Raw genomic sequence first — 17475 nt, 5'->3', positions numbered from 1 at the left:
TGCCGGCCCTTTTATTTGTCGAGACAGCCTTATTTCTGGCTGGCACGCTCGAGCATGCGCTTGGCGCGCTCGTTAGCTTCGTTTGCTGCTTTCTGAGCAGCTTTTGCAGCCGCCAGAGCCTGATCAGCAGTTTTCTGGGCGGCAGCCGCAGCGCTAGAGGCGCTGTTAGCGGTGTTCAGTGCATTGTCTGCAGTCTGCTCGGCAGACATGGCAGTTGAATTTGCTTCATCAAGAGCGTCTTGATTGGTTGATGCACAACCTGCGGTCAGTGCGGTGGCCAGTGCAAACCCTGCGATAGTGATCTTGCGCATTCTGTATTCCCCTTATTGGTCGTCTTATTTCCTGCTTTTCAGAAGTCTGTTTCGTCAGACTTCCTTTTAACGCGGGTCCGTAGGCCAGCGGCCATCGGAGTCGTCAAACAGTGTAAAACAGTCTGAATGGAAATGTTAACTAACTATACGTAAAAGTGCTTGCCGAATGACAACAAGTTAATATAGCAGTCATTCCCAGTGGGGTACGAATAGGTCGCATGAATCGGATCAGGGGAGAATTCGGATTGGAGTACCATCGCTGACCAACTGCCAGATTTCGTCCATTTCCTCGTTACTGACGGCAATGCATCCGTCGGTCCAATCCAGGCCCAGGTAGGCGAATTCCATTCCTTCCGCTTCGTTGGGCAAGCCGTGAATCATGATGCTGCCACCGGGGTTCAGTCCCCAGGCAGAAGCCAGTTCGCGATCCTTTTCGTTGGGGTAGGAGATGTGGATCGATTTGTAGAAATCGCTGTTGGGGTTGCGCCAGTCAAGGATGTACTCACCTTCAGGCGTTCTTTCATCACCTTCATACAGTTTGTGGCCGGAGGGATTATCACCAAGCCCTATGCGGTAGCTGCGTACCACCTCGTCACCCGACAACAGGTAAAGGCGCCGCTCTTTTTTACGGACAAGAACCTCGCTGACTTCCGGGTTTTCAAGTGGCCTGACGGAATCCAGCATGGCCAGCTCCGTTGCTGTGGAAGCGTGGCTAAACATCAGCAAGCTCGTAAGTAAAAGAGCGCTGATGAGGAAGCTGAGGCCTTGTTGAGTAGTGCGATATACCAACATGATTTTAATACATTAAAGTTTTTCCATGTTATAGCACAGGAATCCGATGGAGCGAACCTTCGTTTCTACGGGTTTTTGTTAACGAAGTTGTCGGTTATCCATTTTGAGACCCACTTTTGTCACCCGATCCGCTTCGGTTGCCCGGGCGACCAGAGTGACAGGGCCGAGTACGACTTTATCGCCCACAACCGGGTGACCTTTGGTGCGCCGCGCAAAGCTCTCTGCCAGTGACAGCTCCGGAGGCAGCTCGTCGAATTCTATGCCGTAGACTTGTTCCACATCCCCCAGCAAGGCGTCGCCATTGAGTACGAAATCCCCGAAGAACGCGCGCTCGGCCAGGTGGCCCGGGGTATGACGACCACTGAGTGCTCGCCCCAGTTCCGGCACCACCGCGGGTGTGGCAAACATGGCGATGACATCCCCGGTGGAAACGTCCAGGTCTGGGTTCGGCGGCAAACAGGTCCGTTTGCGAAATACGCCCGCCAGAGCGGTGTTTTCAGGAAGCCTTAGTTGTCCCAGCTTTTTGGGTGATTGCCAGGCTTCGCCTCGTAGCGGGAAGAGCATGAGTTCATGGTCTCCGGCAGCGGGTACGTCCAGGGGCAATCGCCGGTAAGGATCCTCGCCGGCCGGTACTTCGAGATTCAGTTTGCGCGCCAGTGGTGCCATGGTCGTACCCTGCACCATCAGCGACACCAGAACGGTAAAGAAGGCTACGTGAAAGATCAGCTCCGCCGAAGGCAAGTCGGCAATGACCGGAAACAGAGCCAGCACAATGGGTACGGCGCCGCGCAGGCCCACCCAGCTGATAAAGCCCAATTCCCGCCGGTTGAAACCAAAGGGCCAGAGGGTCAGTAGAACCGCGACGGGGCGAATCACGAAAATCAGTGCGAACGCCAGGATCAAACCGCCACCGGCCAGCGGCAGCAGGTCTGACGGTGTGACCAGCAACCCGAGTATCAGGAACAGACACAGCTGCGCCAGCCAGGCCAGGCCATCGTGCACCTGCAGGATCATTGGCATCATCCGCACCGGTTGATTGCCGATGATAACGCCGGTCAGGTAAATCGCCAGAAACCCGCTGCCTCCCAGCTGGTTGGTACCGGCAAACACGGCCAGTCCGGCGGCGACGACCAGCAGGGGATACAGCGAGGGCATCAGGCGAGCACGGTTGGCCAGTTGAACAATCGCATAGCCGCCCAGGACCCCGACAATGCCACCGATGCCAAACTGTTTGGCGAGCATCCACAGGGCTGATCCCCACTCAGAGACCCCACCAGCGCTGATCATAGAGACCAGCATCAGAGTCAGGAAGATTGCCATCGGATCGTTGCTGCCGGATTCGATTTCCAGCGTTGCGCTGACCCTTTCGTTCAGGTGCAAACCGCGTCCCTGAAGCAGGGAAAATACAGCGGCAGCGTCGGTGGAGGAAATGATCGCTCCGATCAGGAGCGCCGTCAGCCAGCTGAGATCGAACACCCACCAGGCCACCAACCCAGCGCCTGCGGCGGTGAGAAATACACCCAGCGTCGCCAGCACCAACGCAGGCCGCAGGCCGACACGGAAGGTTTCCGCCCGGGTGCGCATTCCGCCGTCCAGCAGAATGACGCCGAGTGCCAGATTGGCGATGGCAAAGGCAAGCTCGAAGTTGTCGAACTCCAGCCCGCCCGGGCCGTCCTCGCCCATCATCATGCCGACGATCAGGAAGATCAGCAGCACTGGCATGCCCACGCGGCTGGACAGCGGGCTTAGCAGGATGCTGATCACCAGCATCAGAGCGCCAATCAGTGTCAGGGTGGCGTCCATCGAGGCTCCGGTCAGTGCAGCTTGAGTTTGGGCTGCATGGCCCGACTGATTCGATCCATCAGCCAGATAACGCCAGTTCTGATAAGGCCGTGAAGGGCCACCTGATGCATTCGATAAAGCGACGTATAAAACAGTCGTGCAACACGCCCCTCGATATACATACTACGGCCGGACAGGTTCCCCATCAGATTCCCCACCGTGGTGTAGCGACTGAAATTGATCAGTGAACCGTGATCGTTATAGACAAATGGAACCGGGTCCTTGCCCTCTAGACGATTGCACAGGGATTTGAACAACACGTCCGCTTGCTGATGCGCGGCCTGAGCCCTGGGAGGCACAGGTTGATCCGAACCCGGCTGTGGACATTCCGCACAGTCGCCAAAAGCGAAGATCTGATGATCAGACACCGATTGCAATGTCTGCTCGACCTTGATCTGGTTGCTGCGATTGGTTTCCAGTCCTTCCAGGACCGAAAGGAAAGCAGGCGCCTTGATGCCCGCCGCCCAGATGGTCATTTCGGAGGGAAGCTCGGTCCCATCCTTCATCACAATGCTGGCTTCACTGATGCTGCTGACTGGTTGGCCAGTCAGAACTTCCACATTCTGATGTTCGAGTTCACGCCGGGCCGCATCGGATATGCGAGGTGGCAGCGCCGGAAGTATGCGGTCGGCGGCTTCGATGACTGTAATAGACACGTCGGTCGGTCGCAGGTGATTCATGCCATATACCGGCAGCTCACGGGACGCGAGTCGAAGTTCTGCGGCCAACTCCACGCCGGTGGCGCCAGCGCCAATGATGGTGATCGGCAGTTCGTGGCTCTCCCCGCTCTGGGATTCGTGGTTCTTGCTGAGAAAGGCGTTAAGCAGGCGGTTATGAAACCGACGGGCCTGCTTGAGGCTGTCCAGGAAAATGCAATGCTCCTGGGCCCCAGGGGTACCGAAATCATTGGCATTGCTGCCAACAGCGATCACCAGCGTATCGTAATGAATACGTCGCTCAGGCACCACTTCGTTCCCTTCGTCGTCCAGAAACGGAGCAATCACCACGTTGCGGCCGATCTGATCCAGATCCGCCATACGGCCCAGCTGAAACTCGTAGTGGTGTTTGCTGGCGTGCGCTCGATAGTTGATTTCATTGGCGCTGGCGTCCAGAGAGCCGGAAGCAACCTCATGCAGCAGGGGCTTCCAGACATGAGTCAGGCCGGAGTCGACCAGAGTGATCCGGGCCTTTTTCTTCTTGCCAAGTTTGTTTCCCAGCCGCGTAACCAGCTCCAGGCCGCCGGCACCACCGCCGACCACTACGATATGGTGTAGGTTTTCCATCACGGGCAGTTCCTATAAACGATTTGAACTTCAAAAGAGTCGCGCTTGTCGCCACAGCCATCAATGAGTTGCCCGGTAAGGTTCTAGCAACGCTGCCATGTCATCGGCCAGTTCCGATACCTGCTGTGCACTGGTCTCGCGCTGCGCAAAGGCGCGCAGCCCCATGATCTGGGCCTGGATCAGCCGGGCGAGTCGCTGGCAATCGGTATCCGGCATCAATTCACCCTGATCGCGTGCGCGCAACAGGGCGCTGGCGATCGACGCTTCGATACCCTGAAGAAGCTGATTGGCCTGCTCCGAGATGCTGCTATGAGTGTAGCTGGCTTCCAGCAGGGTTTTTACCAGCATACAGGCTTTGGACGGCTCCGGGCTTTCGGGATGGCAGGCATTTGCAATGTCCCGCAAGTGCTTCTGTAGACCATCGACAATGCCGCCGTCCGCTTGGAGAACTTCTTGCAGCACGGCATTTCCATCATGGGCGTAGGCATCCAGGGCTTCGCTGAATAACTGGTCCTTGCTGCCAAAGGCTGCATAGATGCTACCCGGCCTCATATCCAGCGCCTGCTCAATCTGTTTGATGGAGGTCGCGTGATAGCCGCGCGCCCAAAACAAATGGACCGCTTTGCCGAGCGCGGTCTGGCGATCATAGCGTGCGTTTCTGGCCATGGAACTGCTCACTGTGGGCAAAACTGCTTATCCTTAATGCTAACTTGAATGATCACTCAATAATAGCTAGTGTGTAACGCAAGTTCTTTCAATACATCGGTTTTCCAAGGAGAACGACATGGCAGAATTTACCCTGCACACGATCGACACGGCACCCGAAGATTCCAAGCCGCTGCTGGAAAGCTCACAGCAGGAATTTGGCATGATTCCGAACCTGCACGCCGTGATGGCGGAATCGCCGCAGGTGCTGGATGCCTACCAGAAGCTCCATCAACTGGTTCTGGACAGCAGCTTCGACAACGATGAGAAGACCGTTGTCTGGCAGACAATAAACGTCGAGAATGCCTGCCACTACTGTGTTCCGGCGCATACCGGTATTGCCAAAATGATGGAGGTGTCTGATGACATCACCAATGCGCTGAGAGACGAGACGCCGTTGCCTGAGGATCGACTGGAATCGCTGCGCGACTTCACATTGTCTGTGGTTCGCGAGCGCGGCAATGTCGATGAGCAGGCTGTAGCAAAATTTCTTGAGGCCGGGTTTACCAAACGCCAGGTACTTGAGGTCGTCCTCGCTGTATCCCAGAAGGTGTTGAGCAACTACATCAACCACCTGGCGGAAACGCCTGTCGACGAGCCCTTTAAAAGTTTCGAGTGGACCAAGAAACGCTGAGCGTTTTTCTCAGCCCAGTCGGATCACCCGCGTCATTAATCGGCGCCAGTCGATGGGTAGGGCTTTTTCCAGATCGCCCAGTCGCGGGTCTTTGCTGGCGGGCAAGTCCACCGGCTGTTTGCAGCCGAAGAGAACCGTGTTGTTGGTTTTGCTCTTGAACGCCAGGACCATCGCAAACTCGCCCTGAAGCTGCCGGAAGAAGGCACCGTTAAGATCGGGGGTGCGATGGTAGTTCAGGGCAATCCAGCCAGCATCGGACAGAACGCGGCTGCATTGTTTGATAAACTCTTTCTGAACCTGGGTCGGGCTCATCCGGTCGGCGCTGTACATGTCCGCGAGTATCAGGTTTGTGTGGTCGTCGGGCATTGATTCCAGAGCATGGCGAGCGTCGCCTGAAATCAGATTTAACCGGGGAGAGTCCGACAGGCTGAAGTACTCCCGGGCAACGTCGACCACCCGTGGACGAAGCTCCACGGCATCCACCTGACACTCGGGTAGCAAATGCAGCAATGCGTTGGCCATGATGCCGCCACCTAAGCCCAGTATGGTTGCGTGTCTGGGTGACTGGAACGCAATGGGAAGGAGCATCGCGCGGCAATATTCATGCACGGGCAGGTGCGGAAAGCGGCGATCAATTTTGCTCTGTTCAAAGATGGAATCGAAGGTCATGACCCGATGTTTGCGATAGTCGATTACCAGAATCCCTCCCATCGCATCGCGGGTGAAATGAATGATGTCGCCCTTCAATTCGCTGTCTCCAGTGTTTGCCTTATTCTATGACCTGTCATCGGTTTTCAGCGCTCGCTTGTCCGCTGGACGGTGAGCCTCTGCTTCTTGAAGGTAGCAGCTGGCGTTGCTCACAGGGCCATAGTTTTGACGTTGCGCGCCAAGGTCATGTGCATCTTTTGCCAGTACAGAATAAACGCTCCCTTCAGCCTGGCGATAGTAAAGAAATGGTCGCCGCCCGCCGCCATTTCCTGTCCACTTGTCTGTACCAGCCGATTGCCGACGCCGTAAACCGCGCGGTGCTGGCCTCAAAAGGGGACAGGCAAGACACCTTATCCTGTCTCGATGCAGGCTGTGGTGAAGGTTATTACCTGCTGTCGCTCGGGCAGGCGGCAGCCGATCGGGAGCTGTCGATGGTTGGTCTGGATATTTCCAAATGGGCCGTGCTGGCGGCCGCCAAGATCATGAAAGACGCTCAGTGGGTCGTGGGGACCAATGCCCGTTTGCCCATCCTTCCCGAATCCCTTGATCGGGTTCTGTGCTTGTTCGGGTTTCCGGTGTACGAGGAGTTCCATCGTGTGATCAAAACCGGAGGACGTCTGATTCAGGTGGATGCAGGGCCGAATCATTTGCGGGAGCTCAGGGAAATCGTTTACCCCACGCTGAAGCCAGCAAGGGAACCTGACCAGTCGGTACCAGAGGGCTTTGCGCTTGAGTCAGATGATCCACTTTCGTTCGATATCACACTGGATTCACAGCCACTCATACAAGATCTGCTGGCAATGACGCCTCACCTTTACCGAGCGTCGGTGGAGGGCCGTGAGCGCGCGCAGACGCTGGAGTCCCTGGCGGTCACTGTGGATATCCGACTACGGGTTTTTGAGCGGATCGCCACTGGATAACCCGTCTGTCGTCTAGACAAGCCCGGGATGCCGCTGTTAAAAACGTCAGACGGTCCTATAAAAGCCAACCAACAGGAGAGCAGAACAGTGAAACTCACCGTTCAAGGCGTAGAAGAAGGCAAACCGGTACCGGAGCATTTTGCATTCGGCGTTTACAACGAAGAAGACCACATGAGCTTCGGTCCCAACAAAAACCCGGAAATGACCTGGGAAGGCGCGCCTGAGGGCACTAAAAGTTTTGTTGTCATGATGTTCGATCCGGACGTGCCCAGCGTGGCTGACGACGTAAATCAGGAAGGCAAAACCGTATCCAAGGACATTCCCCGTGTGGATTTCTTTCACTGGCTGCTAGTGGATGTTCCGGCGACGACGTCCTGTATTCCGGAAGGGGAAGACAGCGACGGCGTTATTCCCAAAGGCAAGGATCAGGATGGCCCCATTGGTCGTCGCGGCATCAATAACTACACCCAGTTTCTGGCCGGCAATCCGGATATGGCCGGTACCTACGCCGGTTATGACGGCCCATGCCCGCCGTGGAACGACGAAATCATGCACCACTACCATTACGAGATTCACGCACTGGACGTGGAGAAGCTCGATGTCTCCGGGGAGTTTGATGGTGCTGCCGTGCGTGAAGCCATGAAAGGCCACGTGCTTGCCAGTGATCGAGTGACGGGTACCTATACCCTGAATCCGGACCTGTTTTGATTATCCGGTTCGAATGACTGTGCCCGGCTTCCCATGATCCCATCACCCTGGCCGCTTCGGCTGGCAACGGTAGCGGCGGTGATGTTGATCATGGCGGCGCTCTGGCTGACATTGAGTCAGCTTGGTATGCCCACCAGCCTGAAACCTGGCGATCTGGCGGGTTGGCTGAACCAACACGGCATGCTGGGCCCAGTCTTCCTCATGCTGATGATGGTGCTGGCGGTGGTCGTTGGCCCCATTCCGACATTACCGATCAGCGCCGCCTCAGGGCTTGCCTTTGGGGTGGTTACCGGCACTTTGATTGCCGCCGTGGGCGCGCTGGCCGGCGCGTTGATTGCGTTCTATGTGGCTCGGCTGCTCGGCCGTGAGGCCGTGCGGAACAAGCTGCACACCCATCCGCTGTTGGCAAAAGACGGCTCTCAACGAGTGTTGTTCTGGACCATCTTTCTGACCCGGCTGATCCCAATTTTCTCGTTTGCCCTGATCAGCTATGCGGCGGGCGTTACGGCGATCAGTGCCTGGCGATTTGCACTGGCATCCTTTCTGGGTATGTTACCGATGACCTTCGTGTTTGCAGGGCTGGGCCACACCTTTGAGCTCAACCCGGCGCTCACCGTGGCGGCAGCGGGACTTATTCTGTTGGTCATGACCGTACTGCCTTTTTTCCTGAAAAGATCCTGACCGGACGGCGTTTTAGCGTTCTTCTTTGTGGTGTAACAAAGGCAGTGATCCGGTGTCTGAAGCACTGCAACGTTCAAGTATCAGAGGTGACTATGAGGTGTTTCCGGTCTATGCGTGCCGCAATTTTTGTTTTTTTGGGTTTGTTGCCTGCACTGGCGGCGGCTGAATCCTACGAGCCTTTCGCAAAGCTGCTGCAGGATCACCTGATCGAAAAAACGCTGCCCGGCAATGGGCTGGTGACTGCGTTTGATTATCAGGCAGCCCTTGAGGATCCACAGACCACCACGCGCCTGACGGCCCAGCGGAATGCCCTGGCGAACTTCGATCCCTCGTCCCTGGATGGCCGGGAAGAGTCCATCGCTTTCTGGATAAATGCGTATAACTTTTTCATGCTCGACCAGATTCTCACTCAGCGCCCGGATGGCGAACTGGTCGGGTCCGTGTGGGACTATGGAGGCCGCATCAACCCCTTTGTCGACAGCGTATTTGACCGCAAGAACTTTACGATTGGTGGCCGTCAGTACAGCCTGAACGAGATCGAAAAAGACATTCTGCTGGGCGATGACTATCAGGCCCGGGGCTGGAAAGACGCGCGTGTTCATTTCGCCGTGAATTGTGCGTCGGTTGGTTGCCCGCCTCTGCGCAGGCAGGTCTACACGGCGAACAATGTTGAGCCGCTGCTGACGGAAAACACCCGCCGGGCGTTCAATACCGACCGGCATCTGAAGGTGGAAGGCGATACGGTCCATGTGACGGAACTGTTCAAATGGTACGAGCAGGATTTTACCGAGGCCGCCGGGACCCGTTTTGACTATATTCGTCGATGGGCCACGCCAGAGATCGCCCGTCAGATTTCGGATTCCGCGACGCTGGAGTTCATCGATTACGACTGGTCCCTGAATCGCCCGGACAATTTTCCAAATGTCGAATTTTGAGGAGCCCGAAATGAACAAGGTATGTGCAATCATCGGTGTGGGCCCGGGTAATGGTGAAGCACTCGCCCGAAAATTCAGTGACGAAGGCCATGTGGTGGTGATGTTGGCGCGCAGTGAGGCTTACCTTAAAAGCCTGGAACATACGATCCCCAACAGTCATGGCCAGGTATACGACGCCACCGATATGAGTGAAGTTGAAGCCACGTTTGCTTCCATCGAGCAGAGCTTCGGGCCAGTTTCTACCTTGCTCTATAATGCGGGCGGTGGCGTTTTCAAGTCGGCGGAAGAAGCCAGTCTGGAGGATTTTGAAGCGAACTGGCGCATCAACGTGCAAGGGTTGGTCGCGGCCACCAAAGCGGTATTGCCTCAGCTGCGCAAGCACGAGCGCGCCAATCTCATTGTGACCAGTGCGTCAGCGGCCACACGAGGCCGTGCCAATACCGCGCCTTTCGCCTCAGCCAAGGCCGCCCAGCGCAGCTTGGCCCAGTCCCTGGCACGACAGCTGGGACCGGAGAAAATCCATGTGGCCAATGTGCTGATTGATGGCGTTGTCGACCTTCCCCGAACTCGGGAAAAGCTGCCGGAAAAACCTGACGATTTCTTTGTAAAGCCTGATGCCCTCGCCGATGCGATCTGGGCCCTGTGCCAGCAAGACCCGTCTGCCTGGACGTTTGAGCTGGATATCCGACCGTTTGGAGAAACCTAGTAGCGACTGATCAAAAGGCAGTTACCTATATCTGACCAGTGACTCGATATCGCGCAGAATGGAAGTTGAGTCGGTCACGCGGGTCAGCCAGCTCAAAGGTATGCCGGTTTCTCCTCCTACCCCGTGAATGGCGGCCATAGCGGGTCCGATAATCCAGGATCGACCGCAGGAATCCCCGCCGCACTGAATGTTCGATCTGGCGGCCTCGACGAAACTATTGGCCTGACTGAGAATGTGGAAAATCACCGGCATGGCTTCGTACAGATAACAGGTGCGTCCGAAGGTGTCGCCCGCTTCTGGACCGTTCAGCGAGGCGCCTGATCGAGCTTGTTCAAGACGCGTTACGTCCGGTGCCAGGGGCATGGCGGCATCCATGGCTGAAGAAACCGACTCACCGAGAAAAAGCTGATTCAGCAGGGTTGCTGCGCACCTGGCCCAGGCGACGGCCTCGTCGCTGTGGTTGGTCACCCGGACCGCCGCTTCCGCCACCTGCAGCAGGTCGTCCTGGCCCAGATAGCAGGCGACCAGAGGCGCCAGCTTGGAAACGGCCGGCAGTTGGGTATCATCGGCGCCGCTTTCCGGTGCCAGATTCCGGTCAATGGTTTCGGCCAGATGAACGCCTGCCTGTTGGATTTCCGGCTCTTTGTACGTCAGGTTGACGGCCTCGCGAACGGGTCCCGCGAGGTCTGCGCCCGACAAGTGTCGGGTGTAGGGCAACACTTTCTGAACCAGAACGCGGCGCTGTTTGTCCGAGAGGTCGACGTTGACCGTAGCAAGGGCTTTATCGATGGCCCGGTGTTCCAGCGACGTTAGGTTTTCCAGGGTAATCCGTGTGGGGTTGTCCAGAAACCCTTGCCAGCCGCCGCCCGGGCCAAAGTAAGTACGGAAACGTCGCTGGTAGTCCCGAATCGACAACGCCCCCTGGTTAGCCAGCAGGCTGTCGGTGAGTACCCGGGTAGCCGCGGCATAATGGCTGGTATCGCCTGCTTTTTTACCACCGTGGGCAAAATAGCCAAATACCCCGTCAAAATAGTCGCCCCTGGGTTCGAGGAATTCCGGCTGGTTACCCGCAACCTCGGCGATTCTCGGGCTGTCGTACAGCCAGTGCAGGCCAAGGCTCGCGGCGTCTGCGACCCAGCCACCGGCAAGGGCATTGATCAATCGGTCATTGTGTCTGGATGCTGCCTCTTGGGCCATGTTGCTGTCTCCTGCCTGTATCTCTTTTCAATTGAGTGTAACGATTCGCTGAAAGGTTTGTCTGTCATAAGACATTGACTCTGGCCGTCCGCTGAGGGGAGGCGCACTGATGAACGTTTTACAGCCCTTGTTGGTGACACTGGTTGCTGGCCTGTTCGCGGTACTTTTCGCGACACCCCTGAGTGCCGCTGCCCAGCAGAAAAACGGATTTAATCTGGACAACGCGCTGGTCCCCGCCGACGAGGTGCTTCAAGGTGGCCCGCCACGGGACGGCATTCCCTCGATTGACCAACCCGTGTTTGTCCCACCTGCCAAGGCTACTCTGTGGCGGCAGGATGATCTGATGCTGACCTTTGATGGCACCAGTGGCAGCTATGCCTACCCGGTCGGCATACTGAACTGGCACGAAATCGTCAATCACGATCCCGATGGCAAGCCACTGCTGATCACCTTCTGCCCGCTCTGCGGCACCGGAATTGCGTTCGATCCGGTGGTCGACGGCAAGCGACTGAGCTTTGGCGTCTCCGGCCTGCTCTACAACAGCGATCTATTGATGTATGACCGCCAGACGGAATCGCTATGGTCCCAGATCGAGGGCCGCGCCATCGCCGGCCCTCTGGCGGGTAAGCGTCTGGAGCCAGTCGCGATTCGCCACGAGCGCCTGGGGCAGTGGCGGGAAAGGGTAGGCAGCAACGGCTGGGTGTTGTCTACCGATACCGGCCACAAGCGTGACTATCGCCAGTCGCCCTACGGTGAGTACGATCATTCCGAAAGGTTGTATTTTCCGGTGACCCACACCAGCCGGAAATACCATCCGAAAACCTGGGTACTGGGCTGGACGCACAACGGTGAGAGCAAAGTCTGGCCGTTTCCGGAGCTGGCTGAGCGCGATGCTCCTCTCGAAGACCGGATCGGTGGCAAGAAAGTACAGGTTCACTATGACCCGACGGTGCCTTCGGCGGAATTGCGGGATGAATCCGGCAAGCTGCTGCCCGCGACGAGGGCCTTCTGGTTTGCCTGGTACACTTTTCATCCCGAAACCCTGATCTTTGAAGCCGATTAATTTTCCATATTGATGTAATAGTTCCTGAACTCATGTGTCTCTTTACCTATCGCCTCTTTGGGCGGTAGGGCCCGAAGGTCCAATTGAAACGTCGTGATTCAGGAGAGACACCATGAACGCAATCCATCCCCTAAGAAATGCCGTTCGCATAGCCTATGAGCATCGGCGCACTACCTGGTGGTCTGCCGCGCTGGTAACCGCCCTGCTTGGAACCGGCGGCCTGGCGATCGCCGCCTGCAGCCCCTGTTCCCCCTGCAAGAACAAATGCAAGGCGGGGCAGCACTGTAAGGCAGGCTGCAAAGCAGGGTGCAATCCCTGTGCGGCCAAAAATCCCTGTGCCACTAAAAATCCATGCGCGACTAAGAACCCCTGCGCCGCCAAGGGCTGCAACCCGTGTTCCGCGGCCGGTAAGTGCGGGGCCAAGCCCAATCCCTGTGCCGCCAAAAAAGTCAGTCGGCCGTCCGGTTACCAACCCTACGAGGGCAATCCCTGCAAGCTGATGGCGCTGGGCGAAAAGCTGTTCAACGATCCCTCACTCAGCAGCAACGGCCTGACCTGCGCAACCTGTCACAACGATGGCGCCGGCTACAATGCAACGTTTGCCAATGCCTATCCGCATTCCGTAGCCATGGCCAAGAACATCTTTGGGATGAGTTCGGTTCACCTGGACGAGATGGTTCAGATCTGCATGGTTCAGCCGATGGCCTCCGAGCCCCTCGACTGGACCAGCAAGGAGCTGGCGGCGTTGACCACCTATATGGGTAAGGTGCAGAAGCAGTTGTCGGCCAACCCCTGTGCCCTCAAAGGGGGTAAATGCGGAGCCGGCAATCCGTGTGCCGGAAAAAATCCCTGTGCCACCAAGAATCCGTGCGCGGCCAAGAATCCATGTTCTGCCAAGGCGCCCAAGCGTTCCGAGAATGCGGCGGCCTGATGAGTGTGAACGTGAGATACACGCGGCTTCCGGAGGGTCCGGTGGCCGCGTCTGAAGGAGGTGAATGATCATGAAGGAGTTGCAGATTCCAGAACTGGCGACACTCAGTGACCGCCAGTTGAAGGAAAGCCTGGAGGCCGTCGCCGATATCCGCGAATGCTACCGGGTGCTGGAGAAGGGCGGGCTGAACATTGTGGGTGAAGTACTGCGGGATCAGGGCCCGTTCTATGAGATGGATCACTACCCGAAAGACGATGTGTACGACAAGGACAGCGCGTCCCAGTATTACTATCACGCCCACCGGGAAGACCAGGATGAGCATGGCCATTTTCATCTGTTCCTTCGCAACGGAGCATTGCCCGCCGACGAAGCACCACTGTTAGGACCGGCGGGGGAGGACCGGGTGGCCCACGTGGTAGCTATCTCCATGGACGCCTGGGGCTTTCCAACGGATCTGTTTTCGGTGAATCGCTGGGTTACCGACGAAAGCTGGCTTCCCGCCGAGGCCATCATTGCGTCACTGGACCGTTTCTGCATTGATCATGCCTATCCAAGCTGGCCGGTGAATCGTTGGATGAGCGCAATGGTGCGCTGTTTCCGGTTACAGATCGAGGCCCTGCTGACCCATCGTTATGCGGTGCTAGCGCGTCAGGATCCGTCCGAGCAAATGTCGGTTCTGGAGGATCGCGGGCTGGAAGTGGTGGGTTCGTTGCCGATTCACCTGGACAGCTGGGCTGACCTGCTGATTGATGAGACGACGCGACGGGCGCATCAATCCTGTTCGTCGTCTCGGGCGATGAGCGCCTGACTGATCTGCTCGTCGATCCGGCGAGCAAAATCCTCATCCAGCTGATGACTGGAATGACCGCGCATCAGTTCCAGGCTTGTGCGCAGACTGCCAATAAACGTCCGGCAATGGCCGCACATCAGCAAATGAAGTTTCACCGAAACAGTGTCCATGGGGCCTAATTCGCCGTCAATGTAATCACTGGCGATTCTGGCCAGGTCTCGACACATCAACATTCGCCTGTCTCCTGGAAGGTTTCCACCATCAGAAAGATTTTCTGTCGCGCCCGGTGGAGAAGCACTCTCAGATTAGAGGCACTGACGTCCAGAATGTTACAGACGTCGTCGGATTTATGCTGGTGGGCTTCGTAAAGCATCAACGCGGATCGCTGTGCTTCCGGCAAATGAGACAGGTGTTTATCGAGGCAGTCGCTGAGGGCACCGTTTTCCATCAGTGCCTCGGCGGATTCGTTGCTCCTGAGGCTGGGCGGTGTGGCCCAACGGCCGTTCGGAGCGAAGCGCCTGGCAAGGTCCGGGTCCAGGGATTCAGAGAAATCGGTACTGACTTCCCGCTGATGTTTTCTGAGGTAGTTTTTGGCCCGGTTGGCCACAATCCGGTGCAGCCACGTTTTCAGTCCGGAGCGGCCTTCGAATGAATGGATTGCGTTAACTACGGCTAACCAGCAGTCCTGCACCATGTCTTCGGCGGCGCCATGGTCCAGATAAAACCGCGCAACGGCCATCATGCCCGGAGTGTAAAGCCTTACTGCCATTTGAAAGTCGGCCTCGTTGGCCGCTTTGAGGCCCTCGATCAGTTGTTCTTCGTCAGTCTGATAGTTTGCAGCTTCCATTGCGTATACCTATGCCGTCGGGACGCCGTTTTTAGAGCTTCGTGATAAAGATGTTATTGGACATCTGCAGCTAGCTAACCGATGGTATGTTCATGTCTTGTATGGATAGTTCCCGAATATATGAGTAACCGCTCAAAAAATATTAGTCGCAACGAGGTGTAACATCCAGCCTCTGTCCGTGTCTTTCAGAGCAACTTGTGTCTCTTATCAACAATGGATTTTGTTATGAACCTAAAAAAGCTCATTCTTCTGCTTCTGATCGGCGCGGTAGTGGCGCTTTTCATCGGTTTTGGCGGTCCGGAACTGCTGACTCTGGAGAACCTGCAAAAGAACCAGTCATCGCTTGAGCAGTGGATCAGCCAGAACCTGCTGGTCGCCGTCCTCGGTTTCGCGGGTATTTATGTGATCGTTACCGCGCTCTCGTTGCCGGGCGCCGCGATCATGACGCTGGCGGGCGGTGCCTTTTTCGGCAATATCTACGGTTTGATGGCGGTGTCTGTGGCGTCGACCATTGGTGCATCACTGGCTTTTCTTGTGGCCCGGTTTCTGATGCGGGACACCTTGAAAAACAAGTACGCCGAAACCGTGGCGAAAATGGACCGTGGCATCCAGAAAGACGGGGCGTTCTATCTCGCCACCTTGCGGCTGGTGCCAGTGTTTCCCTTCTTTCTGATCAATCTGGCCATGGGCCTGACGGCGATGAAGCTGAAAACCTACGCGCTGGTAAGCTGGGCAGCGATGCTGCCAGGCACCTTTGTGTATGTGAACGCCGGTACCCAGCTTGCCCAGATTGAATCGACTGGAGATATTCTCTCTGCAGATCTGCTGCTGTCGTTTGCCCTGCTTGGGCTGTTCCCGCTGATCGCCAAGTTCATTGTTGGCTTTATCCGCAAGCGTCGGGTCTATGCCGGTTGGCAGAAACCCAGCTCGTTTGACTACAACCTGCTGGTGATCGGCGGCGGCTCAGCCGGACTGGTGTCCGCCTACATCGCGGCAGCCGTCAAGGCGAAGGTGGCGTTGATCGAGCGCGACAAAATGGGCGGCGACTGCCTGAATACCGGCTGTGTACCCTCCAAGGCGCTGATTCGCAGTGCCAAGGCGGCGGACACCATGCGCCATGGCAACCGCTATGGTCTGGAATCGGTACCGGTTAAAGGCTCCTTTGCCAAGATCATGGGTCGGGTGAAGGAAGTCATTGCCAAAGTAGAGCCCCACGATTCGCCCGAACGTTACCGCAGCCTGGGCGTGGACTGCATCTCTGGCACCGCCAGTTTCGTATCTCCCTGGGAGCTGGAAGTGGTTCATAACGATGGCCGCACCGAGCGCCTGACGGCAAAGAGCATTGTGGTGGCAACCGGCGGCAAACCGGCAGTACCGCCGATTCCCGGGTTAGCGGACATGGAGCCGCTGACATCGGACAATCTGTGGGATCTTGAGGAACAGCCAGAGCGCTTGCTGGTGTTGGGTGGCGGCCCGATTGGATCAGAGCTCGCGCATGCGTTCCAACGGCTGGGCAGTCAGGTCACTCAGGTGGAAATGGGCGATCGCCTGCTGGCCAAGGAAGACACCGATGTGTCGGAACTGATTCGGGCGCGGTTTGAGGAAGATGGTATCGACGTGCGCCTCAAGCACGCGGCGAAAGAATTTGCGATTGAGAATGATGAAAAAGTGGTTTACTGCGATCACAACGGCGAGCGGGTTCGAATCGCTTTTGATCGGGTGCTGGTCGCCGTAGGTCGCGCGGCGCGCACAGAAGGCCTGGGCCTAGACAAAATCGGCATTGAAACCCTGCGCAACGGCACGGTACCGGTGGAAGAAGACATGAGCCTGCGGTTCCCCAATATCTTTGCCTGCGGCGATGTGGCCGGACCTTACCAGTTTACCCACGCGGCGGCGCATCAGGCGTGGTATGCGGCAGTGAACGGACTGTTCGGCCAGTTCAAACGGTTTGCGGTGGACTATCGGGTGATGCCCTGGGTGACCTTCACCTCTCCAGAAGTGGCTCGTGTCGGGCTGAGTGAGGCAGAAGCCCAGGAAAAGGGCGTGGCCTATGAAGTTACCAAATACGGTCTGGACGATCTGGACCGCGCCATTGCCGAAAGCGAGGACTATGGTTTCATCAAAGTGCTGACCCCGCCCGGCAAAGACAAGATTCTGGGGGCGGTGGTTGTCGGTACCCATGCAGGCGAGATTCTGGCGGAATTTACCCTGGCCATGAAGCACGGTCTGGGTCTGAACAAGATCCTCGGTACCATTCACCCCTATCCGACCTGGAACGAGTCGGCGAAGTTCGCCGCGGGTGAATGGAAGCGCGCCAACGCCCCGCAGGGCATTCTCCGGCTGCTGGAAAAGCTGCACGCCTGGCAGCGTGGCGGCCGGGCTGACCGGGAATCGGCAATCGAACGTACAACCTGAAAATGAC

General features: G+C 57.0%; 19 protein-coding genes. 10 read left to right on the top strand and 9 right to left on the bottom strand.

Annotated features, from left to right (window positions below; translation table 11 throughout):
- Window positions 1-29: 29 nt before the first annotated feature.
- The 5 genes from QLQ17_RS00505 to QLQ17_RS00485 form a co-directional block, all read right to left on the bottom strand.
- A complete protein-coding gene (locus QLQ17_RS00505; protein ID WP_283207584.1) occupies window positions 30-311 on the bottom strand; it encodes an Lpp/OprI family alanine-zipper lipoprotein in 282 nt (93 codons plus the stop codon).
- A 228-nt stretch (window positions 312-539) separates the two neighbouring features.
- Window positions 540-995: a L,D-transpeptidase family protein gene (locus QLQ17_RS00500; RefSeq protein WP_283209019.1), complete on the bottom strand. Its 456-nt coding sequence runs from the start codon at window positions 993-995 to the stop codon at window positions 540-542.
- A gap of 186 nt (window positions 996-1181) precedes the next feature.
- Entirely contained in the window at window positions 1182-2906 is a 1725-nt protein-coding gene (locus QLQ17_RS00495) for a potassium/proton antiporter (RefSeq protein ID WP_283207583.1), read from the bottom strand.
- An 11-nt stretch (window positions 2907-2917) separates the two neighbouring features.
- Window positions 2918-4228 carry an NAD(P)/FAD-dependent oxidoreductase gene (locus tag QLQ17_RS00490; RefSeq protein WP_283207582.1) on the bottom strand — a complete coding sequence of 437 codons (1311 nt, stop codon included), beginning with the start codon at window positions 4226-4228 and terminating at the stop codon, window positions 2918-2920.
- 60 nt (window positions 4229-4288) lie between these two features.
- Window positions 4289-4894 carry a TetR/AcrR family transcriptional regulator gene (locus QLQ17_RS00485; protein ID WP_283207581.1) on the bottom strand — a complete coding sequence of 202 codons (606 nt, stop codon included), beginning with the start codon at window positions 4892-4894 and terminating at the stop codon, window positions 4289-4291.
- 118 nt (window positions 4895-5012) lie between these two features.
- Here QLQ17_RS00485 and QLQ17_RS00480 point away from each other — a divergent pair, with 118 nt between their 5' ends.
- Entirely contained in the window at window positions 5013-5567 is a 555-nt protein-coding gene (locus QLQ17_RS00480) for a carboxymuconolactone decarboxylase family protein (RefSeq protein ID WP_283207580.1), read from the top strand.
- 9 nt (window positions 5568-5576) lie between these two features.
- On the opposite strand, the gene QLQ17_RS00475 is transcribed toward QLQ17_RS00480, so the two are convergent.
- Window positions 5577-6314, bottom strand: a complete 738-nt coding sequence (locus QLQ17_RS00475; RefSeq protein ID WP_349306783.1) for a spermidine synthase — start codon at window positions 6312-6314, stop codon at window positions 5577-5579.
- Window positions 6315-6343: 29 nt separating this feature from the next.
- Here QLQ17_RS00475 and QLQ17_RS00470 point away from each other — a divergent pair, with 29 nt between their 5' ends.
- The 5 genes from QLQ17_RS00470 (at window position 6344) to QLQ17_RS00450 (ending at window position 10225) form a co-directional block, all read left to right on the top strand.
- The gene (locus tag QLQ17_RS00470) at window positions 6344-7195 is read left to right on the top strand and encodes a putative RNA methyltransferase (protein ID WP_283207579.1); all 852 of its coding nucleotides are present in this window, start codon (window positions 6344-6346) and stop codon (window positions 7193-7195) included.
- An 87-nt stretch (window positions 7196-7282) separates the two neighbouring features.
- Window positions 7283-7903 carry a YbhB/YbcL family Raf kinase inhibitor-like protein gene (locus QLQ17_RS00465; RefSeq protein WP_283207578.1) on the top strand — a complete coding sequence of 207 codons (621 nt, stop codon included), beginning with the start codon at window positions 7283-7285 and terminating at the stop codon, window positions 7901-7903.
- Window positions 7904-7936: 33 nt separating this feature from the next.
- Entirely contained in the window at window positions 7937-8584 is a 648-nt protein-coding gene (locus QLQ17_RS00460; protein WP_283207577.1) for a TVP38/TMEM64 family protein, read from the top strand.
- Window positions 8585-8694: 110 nt separating this feature from the next.
- Entirely contained in the window at window positions 8695-9519 is an 825-nt protein-coding gene (locus QLQ17_RS00455) for a DUF547 domain-containing protein (RefSeq protein WP_283207576.1), read from the top strand.
- A 10-nt stretch (window positions 9520-9529) separates the two neighbouring features.
- Window positions 9530-10225, top strand: a complete 696-nt coding sequence (locus tag QLQ17_RS00450) for an SDR family NAD(P)-dependent oxidoreductase (protein ID WP_283207575.1) — start codon at window positions 9530-9532, stop codon at window positions 10223-10225.
- Window positions 10226-10246: 21 nt separating this feature from the next.
- Here the strand turns inward: QLQ17_RS00450 and QLQ17_RS00445 are convergent, their stop codons facing one another.
- Window positions 10247-11422, bottom strand: a complete 1176-nt coding sequence (locus QLQ17_RS00445) for an ADP-ribosylglycohydrolase family protein (protein ID WP_283207574.1) — start codon at window positions 11420-11422, stop codon at window positions 10247-10249.
- A 109-nt stretch (window positions 11423-11531) separates the two neighbouring features.
- On the opposite strand from QLQ17_RS00445, the gene QLQ17_RS00440 reads away from it, so the two are divergent.
- The 3 genes from QLQ17_RS00440 to QLQ17_RS00430 all read left to right on the top strand — a co-directional run bounded on the left by QLQ17_RS00440 (window position 11532) and on the right by QLQ17_RS00430 (window position 14224).
- Window positions 11532-12485 carry a DUF3179 domain-containing protein gene (locus QLQ17_RS00440; protein ID WP_283207573.1) on the top strand — a complete coding sequence of 318 codons (954 nt, stop codon included), beginning with the start codon at window positions 11532-11534 and terminating at the stop codon, window positions 12483-12485.
- Between the two features lie 112 nt (window positions 12486-12597).
- Complete coding sequence (locus QLQ17_RS00435; RefSeq protein WP_283207572.1) at window positions 12598-13416, top strand: cytochrome c peroxidase; 819 nt, start codon at window positions 12598-12600, stop codon at window positions 13414-13416.
- A 70-nt stretch (window positions 13417-13486) separates the two neighbouring features.
- The gene (locus QLQ17_RS00430) at window positions 13487-14224 is read left to right on the top strand and encodes a DUF6969 family protein (protein ID WP_283207571.1); all 738 of its coding nucleotides are present in this window, start codon (window positions 13487-13489) and stop codon (window positions 14222-14224) included.
- Here the strand turns inward: QLQ17_RS00430 and QLQ17_RS00425 are convergent.
- Together QLQ17_RS00425 and QLQ17_RS00420 are read right to left on the bottom strand one after the other, a co-directional pair.
- Complete coding sequence (locus tag QLQ17_RS00425) at window positions 14188-14439, bottom strand: anti-sigma factor family protein (protein WP_283207570.1); 252 nt, start codon at window positions 14437-14439, stop codon at window positions 14188-14190. The two genes, QLQ17_RS00430 and QLQ17_RS00425, sit on opposite strands and share 37 nt — an antisense overlap.
- Complete coding sequence (locus tag QLQ17_RS00420) at window positions 14433-15053, bottom strand: RNA polymerase sigma factor (protein ID WP_283207569.1); 621 nt, start codon at window positions 15051-15053, stop codon at window positions 14433-14435. Before QLQ17_RS00420 ends, QLQ17_RS00425 begins: the two co-directional genes overlap by 7 nt.
- Window positions 15054-15278: 225 nt before the next feature.
- Here QLQ17_RS00420 and QLQ17_RS00415 point away from each other — a divergent pair, with 225 nt between their 5' ends.
- Window positions 15279-17468, top strand: a complete 2190-nt coding sequence (locus tag QLQ17_RS00415; protein ID WP_283207568.1) for a dihydrolipoyl dehydrogenase family protein — start codon at window positions 15279-15281, stop codon at window positions 17466-17468.
- Window positions 17469-17475: the final 7 nt, after the last annotated feature.

The organism is Marinobacter sp. CHS3-4, assembly GCF_030053415.1.
Taxonomy (GTDB): domain Bacteria; phylum Pseudomonadota; class Gammaproteobacteria; order Pseudomonadales; family Oleiphilaceae; genus Marinobacter.
This window is presented reverse-complemented; position numbering and strand designations above follow the sequence as displayed.

Bases quoted from the DNA above. Each gene is read 5' to 3' on its own strand.
- QLQ17_RS00505 (WP_283207584.1), bottom strand. From the start codon at position 311: ATGCGCAAGATCACTATCGCAGGGTTTGCACTGGCCACCGCACTGACC.
- QLQ17_RS00500 (WP_283209019.1), bottom strand. From the start codon at position 995: ATGCTGGATTCCGTCAGGCCACTTGAAAACCCGGAAGTCAGCGAGGTT.
- QLQ17_RS00495 (WP_283207583.1), bottom strand. From the start codon at position 2,906: ATGGACGCCACCCTGACACTGATTGGCGCTCTGATGCTGGTGATCAGC.
- QLQ17_RS00490 (WP_283207582.1), bottom strand. From the start codon at position 4,228: ATGGAAAACCTACACCATATCGTAGTGGTCGGCGGTGGTGCCGGCGGC.
- QLQ17_RS00485 (WP_283207581.1), bottom strand. From the start codon at position 4,894: ATGGCCAGAAACGCACGCTATGATCGCCAGACCGCGCTCGGCAAAGCG.
- QLQ17_RS00480 (WP_283207580.1), top strand. From the start codon at position 5,013: ATGGCAGAATTTACCCTGCACACGATCGACACGGCACCCGAAGATTCC.
- QLQ17_RS00470 (WP_283207579.1), top strand. From the start codon at position 6,344: ATGACCTGTCATCGGTTTTCAGCGCTCGCTTGTCCGCTGGACGGTGAG.
- QLQ17_RS00460 (WP_283207577.1), top strand. From the start codon at position 7,937: ATGATCCCATCACCCTGGCCGCTTCGGCTGGCAACGGTAGCGGCGGTG.
- QLQ17_RS00455 (WP_283207576.1), top strand. From the start codon at position 8,695: ATGCGTGCCGCAATTTTTGTTTTTTTGGGTTTGTTGCCTGCACTGGCG.
- QLQ17_RS00450 (WP_283207575.1), top strand. From the start codon at position 9,530: ATGAACAAGGTATGTGCAATCATCGGTGTGGGCCCGGGTAATGGTGAA.
- QLQ17_RS00445 (WP_283207574.1), bottom strand. From the start codon at position 11,422: ATGGCCCAAGAGGCAGCATCCAGACACAATGACCGATTGATCAATGCC.
- QLQ17_RS00440 (WP_283207573.1), top strand. From the start codon at position 11,532: ATGAACGTTTTACAGCCCTTGTTGGTGACACTGGTTGCTGGCCTGTTC.
- QLQ17_RS00435 (WP_283207572.1), top strand. From the start codon at position 12,598: ATGAACGCAATCCATCCCCTAAGAAATGCCGTTCGCATAGCCTATGAG.
- QLQ17_RS00430 (WP_283207571.1), top strand. From the start codon at position 13,487: ATGAAGGAGTTGCAGATTCCAGAACTGGCGACACTCAGTGACCGCCAG.
- QLQ17_RS00425 (WP_283207570.1), bottom strand. From the start codon at position 14,439: ATGTTGATGTGTCGAGACCTGGCCAGAATCGCCAGTGATTACATTGAC.
- QLQ17_RS00420 (WP_283207569.1), bottom strand. From the start codon at position 15,053: ATGGAAGCTGCAAACTATCAGACTGACGAAGAACAACTGATCGAGGGC.
- QLQ17_RS00415 (WP_283207568.1), top strand. From the start codon at position 15,279: ATGAACCTAAAAAAGCTCATTCTTCTGCTTCTGATCGGCGCGGTAGTG.